Origin of the sequence: Pseudoclavibacter endophyticus (assembly GCF_008831085.1) — a bacterium.
Lineage (GTDB): Bacteria > Actinomycetota > Actinomycetes > Actinomycetales > Microbacteriaceae > Pseudoclavibacter > Pseudoclavibacter endophyticus.
Genome location: NZ_WBJY01000005.1, coordinates 1 through 5256 on the forward strand (window position 1 = coordinate 1; position 5256 = coordinate 5256).

The following is a 5256-nucleotide window of genomic DNA, read 5'->3' on the forward strand; positions in this document are numbered from 1 at the left end:
AATTATCTCGTTCCCGGTTATCTGCCGGGAACCACAAAGTGGACGCGAGCACCACCGAAAAGTGTGGTGTCAAGTTATTGGCATATTAGTACCGGTCAGCTCCACAGGTCTTGAGTCCCTGCTTCCACATCCGGCCTATCAACCCAGTCGTCTACTGGGAGCCTCTCCCCCGAAGGGATGGAAATCTCATCTTGAAGCCGGCTTCCCGCTTAGATGCTTTCAGCGGTTATCCGTACCGAACGTAGCTAATCAGCGGTGCTCCTGGCGGAACAACTGACACACCAGAGGTTCGTCCATCTCGGTCCTCTCGTACTAAAGACAGATCTTCTCAAATTTCCTACGCGCGCAGCGGATAGAGACCGAACTGTCTCACGACGTTCTGAACCCAGCTCGCGTACCGCTTTAATGGGCGAACAGCCCAACCCTTGGGACCTACTCCAGCCCCAGGATGCGACGAGCCGACATCGAGGTGCCAAACCATGCCGTCGATATGGACTCTTGGGCAAGATCAGCCTGTTATCCCCGAGGTACCTTTTATCCGTTGAGCGACAGCGCTTCCACAAGCCACTGCCGGATCACTAGTCCCGACTTTCGTCCCTGCTCGACCTGTCAGTCTCACAGTCAAGCTCCCTTGTGCACTTACACTCGCCACCTGATTGCCAACCAGGTTGAGGGAACCTTTGGGCGCCTCCGTTACTTTTTGGGAGGCAACCGCCCCAGTTAAACTACCCACCAGGCACTGTCCCTGAACCGGATCACGGTTCGAAGTTAGATATTCAGAATGACCAGAGTGGTATTTCAACAATGACTCCACAACAACTAGCGTCGCTGCTTCACCGTCTCCCACCTATCCTACACAAGCCACACCGAACACCAATACCAAGCTATAGTAAAGGTCACGGGGTCTTTTCGTCCTGCTGCGCGTAACGAGCATCTTTACTCGTAATGCAATTTCGCCGAGTTCGCGGTTGAGACAGCTGGGAAGTCGTTACGCCATTCGTGCAGGTCGGAACTTACCCGACAAGGAATTTCGCTACCTTAGGATGGTTATAGTTACCACCGCCGTTTACTGGGGCTTAAATTCAGAGCTTCGCCGAAGCTAACCCCTCCTCTTAACCTTCCAGCACCGGGCAGGCGTCAGTCCGTATACATCGTCTTGCGACTTCGCACGGACCTGTGTTTTTGATAAACAGTCGCTTCCCACTGGTCTCTGCGGCCCAAACACGCTTTCGGGGCAAACCCTACTACGCGTCAGGCCCCCCTTCTCCCGAAGTTACGGGGGCATTTTGCCGAGTTCCTTAACCACGATTCTCTCGCTCTCCTTGGTATTCTCTACCTGACTACCTGTGTCGGTTTCGGGTACGGGCGACTAAAACCTCGCGTCGATGCTTTTCTTGGCAGCATAGGATTACCGACTTCGTCTTACGACTTCCGCGTCAGATCTCAGGCACACGAGCGACGGATTTACCAATCGCTCACCCTACATCCTTGCCCGGATTCAACCATTCACCCGGTTCGGCTACCTTCCTGCGTCACACCTGTTAATACGCTAACCGCACCAGATAGGGTCGAGTGCTCAGCAACGGCCGTTCCCGAAGGAACAACCGAAACCTCGGACTCTTAGCAGCACTGGCTTGGTTCTGACGGTTTTTCGTCGGTACGGGAATATCAACCCGTTGTCCATCGACTACGCCTGTCGGCCTCGCCTTAGGTCCCGACTTACCCAGGGCAGATTGGCTTGACCCTGGAACCCTTAGTCTTTCGGAGGACGGGGTTCTCACCCGTCATTCGCTACTCATGCCTGCATTCTCACTCGTGTAGCGTCCACGGCTGGATCACTCCGCCGCTTCACTCGCCACACGACGCTCTCCTACCCATCCATACAACTGAACCAACCCCGCAGGGCGGCTTATCACACATATGAATGCCACGACTTCGGTGGTGTGCTTGAGCCCCGTTACATTGTCGGCGCGGAATCACTTGACCAGTGAGCTATTACGCACTCTTTCAAGGGTGGCTGCTTCTAAGCCAACCTCCTGGTTGTCACGGCAACTCCACATCCTTTTCCACTTAGCACACGCTTAGGGACCTTAGTCGGTGGTCTGGGTTGTTTCCCTCTCGACAATGAAGCTTATCCCCCACTGTCTCACTGCTGCGCTCTCACTTACCGGCATTCGGAGTTTAGCTGACGTCAGTAACCCGGTGGGGCCCATCGGCCATCCAGTAGCTCTACCTCCGGCAAGAAACACGCAACGCTGCACCTAAATGCATTTCGGAGAGAACCAGCTATCACGAAGTTTGATTGGCCTTTCACCCCTAACCACAGCTCATCCCCCCAGTTTTCAACCTAGGTGGGTTCGGTCCTCCACGAGGTCTTACCCTCGCTTCAACCTGGCCATGGATAGATCACTTCGCTTCGGGTCTAGAACACGCCACTCAACGCCCTATTCAGACTCGCTTTCGCTCCGGCTACCCCACACGGGTTAACCTCGCGACGTATCACTAACTCGCAGGCTCATTCTTCAAAAGGCACGCCGTCACCAGTACCAAAGGCACCAGCTCCGACGGATTGTAAGCAAACGGTTTCAGGCACTATTTCACTCCCCTCCCGGGGTACTTTTCACCTTTCCCTCACGGTACTTGTCCGCTATCGGTCATCTGGGAGTATTTAGGCTTATCAGGTGGTCCTGACAGATTCACACGGGATTTCACGGGCCCCGTGCTACTTGGGAAACGCTCCAGCGCCAACACACACATTTCAGTTACGGGACTCGCACCCTCTCCGGTCGACCATTCAAAGTCGTTCACCTATGCGCTGCTGTAACGCCCACCGTCCGGTAGAACGATGAAAAAACGCTCCCACAACCCCGACCATGCAACCCCTACCGGGTATCACACACAGCCGGTTTAGCCTCTTCCGCTTTCGCTCGCCACTACTCACGGAATCACTATTGTTTTCTCTTCCTGCGGGTACTGAGATGTTTCACTTCCCCGCGTTCCCTCTACCCGCCCTATACATTCAGGCGGGAGTCACCAGATCAAAAAAGCCTGGCGGGGTTTCCCCATTCGGAAATCCTCGGCTCACAGCCCGTTTATCGGCTCCCCGAGGCTTATCGCAGATTACCACGTCCTTCTTCGGCTCCAGATGCCAAGGCATCCACCGTTTGCTCTTAGAAACTTGAACCACAAAAAAATCACCACCACGAAAACCAAACGGCTCCCGCGACAGCGACCAGTAATTCGAAACCCACACACCACACACCCAAAGGCGCACGGCATGCAAGCTTCTAAGATGCTCGCGTCCACTGTGTAGTTCTCAACATACAACCGGCACCACCCGAACCAACCCAAAACGAGTCAGCCCAACGCGGCCCGAAAAGAAACCAGCCACCGACAAAAAGCCGGCCCGGCCCGGTCCCTCAGGACCCAACAGCGTACACACCCAACCACACCACACGAGGCCACACGTTTCCAACCACCAGCCCAAAAGCCAACAGCGTACTCCACACAACCCCGCACAACGCAATCACTTGTCAAATGTTCCACCCATGAGCACCACCAAACGACATTCGCGTTTGAAATGGCTGCCTCAACGACCAGAACCAAAAGGCCCTGACCATAGCTGCTCCTTAGAAAGGAGGTGATCCAGCCGCACCTTCCGGTACGGCTACCTTGTTACGACTTAGTCCTAATCACCGATCCCACCTTCGACAGCTCCCCCCAAAAGGTTAGGCCACCGGCTTCGGGTGTTACCGACTTTCATGACTTGACGGGCGGTGTGTACAAGGCCCGGGAACGTATTCACCGCAGCGTTGCTGATCTGCGATTACTAGCGACTCCGACTTCATGGGGTCGAGTTGCAGACCCCAATCCGAACTGAGACTGGCTTTTTGGGATTCGCTCCACCTCACGGTATTGCAGCCCTTTGTACCAGCCATTGTAGCATGCGTGAAGCCCAAGACATAAGGGGCATGATGATTTGACGTCATCCCCACCTTCCTCCGAGTTGACCCCGGCAGTCTCAGATGAGTTCCCACCATTACGTGCTGGCAACATCCGACGAGGGTTGCGCTCGTTGCGGGACTTAACCCAACATCTCACGACACGAGCTGACGACAACCATGCACCACCTGTATACCGACCACAAGGGGGCGACCATCTCTGGCCGTTTCCGGTATATGTCAAGCCTTGGTAAGGTTCTTCGCGTTGCATCGAATTAATCCGCATGCTCCGCCGCTTGTGCGGGCCCCCGTCAATTCCTTTGAGTTTTAGCCTTGCGGCCGTACTCCCCAGGCGGGGCGCTTAATGCGTTAGCTACGACACGGAAACCGTGGAAAGGTCCCCACATCTAGCGCCCAACGTTTACGGCATGGACTACCAGGGTATCTAATCCTGTTCGCTCCCCATGCTTTCGCTCCTCAGCGTCAGTAGCGGCCCAGAGATCTGCCTTCGCCATCGGTGTTCCTCCTGATATCTGCGCATTCCACCGCTACACCAGGAATTCCAATCTCCCCTACCGCACTCTAGTCTGCCCGTACCCACTGCACGCCCGAAGTTGAGCCTCGGGATTTCACAGCAGACGCGACAAACCGCCTACGAGCTCTTTACGCCCAATAATTCCGGACAACGCTTGCACCCTACGTATTACCGCGGCTGCTGGCACGTAGTTAGCCGGTGCTTTTTCTGCAGGTACCGTCACTTTCGCTTCTTCCCTACTAAAAGAGGTTTACAACCCGAAGGCCGTCATCCCCCACGCGGCGTTGCTGCATCAGGCTTTCGCCCATTGTGCAATATTCCCCACTGCTGCCTCCCGTAGGAGTCTGGGCCGTGTCTCAGTCCCAGTGTGGCCGGTCACCCTCTCAGGCCGGCTACCCGTCGTCGCCTTGGTGAGCCATTACCTCACCAACTAGCTGATAGGCCGTGAGCCGATCCCTCCCCGATAAATCTTTCCAGACGCAGACCATGCGGTCACGTCACCTATCCAGTATTAGCTCCGATTTCTCGAAGTTATTCCAGAGGAAGGGGCACGTTGCTCACGTGTTACTCACCCGTTCGCCACTAATCCACCCCAGCAAGCTGGAGCTTCATCGTTCGACTTGCATGTGTTAAGCACGCCGCCAGCGTTCGTCCTGAGCCAGGATCAAACTCTCCATAAAAAACAAAAACACTCACGCACCACGAAAACGCAGCACGCAAATGCAGAGAATGATCCAGACTAACAAACCATCATACTGACGATCCATCAATCCAAAAAAA

Annotated in this window: 2 rRNA genes; both read right to left on the reverse strand. The window is 55.0% G+C overall.

Annotated features, from left to right (window positions below):
• Positions 1 to 65: 65 nt before the first annotated feature.
• Positions 66 to 3184 (reverse strand): 23S ribosomal RNA (locus F8O04_RS14665).
• 449 nt (positions 3185 to 3633) lie between these two features.
• Positions 3634 to 5156: ribosomal RNA gene (locus F8O04_RS14670) — 16S ribosomal RNA — on the reverse strand.
• The 16S and 23S rRNA genes sit together here, the layout of an rRNA operon.
• Between the last annotated feature and the right edge of the window lie 100 nt (positions 5157 to 5256).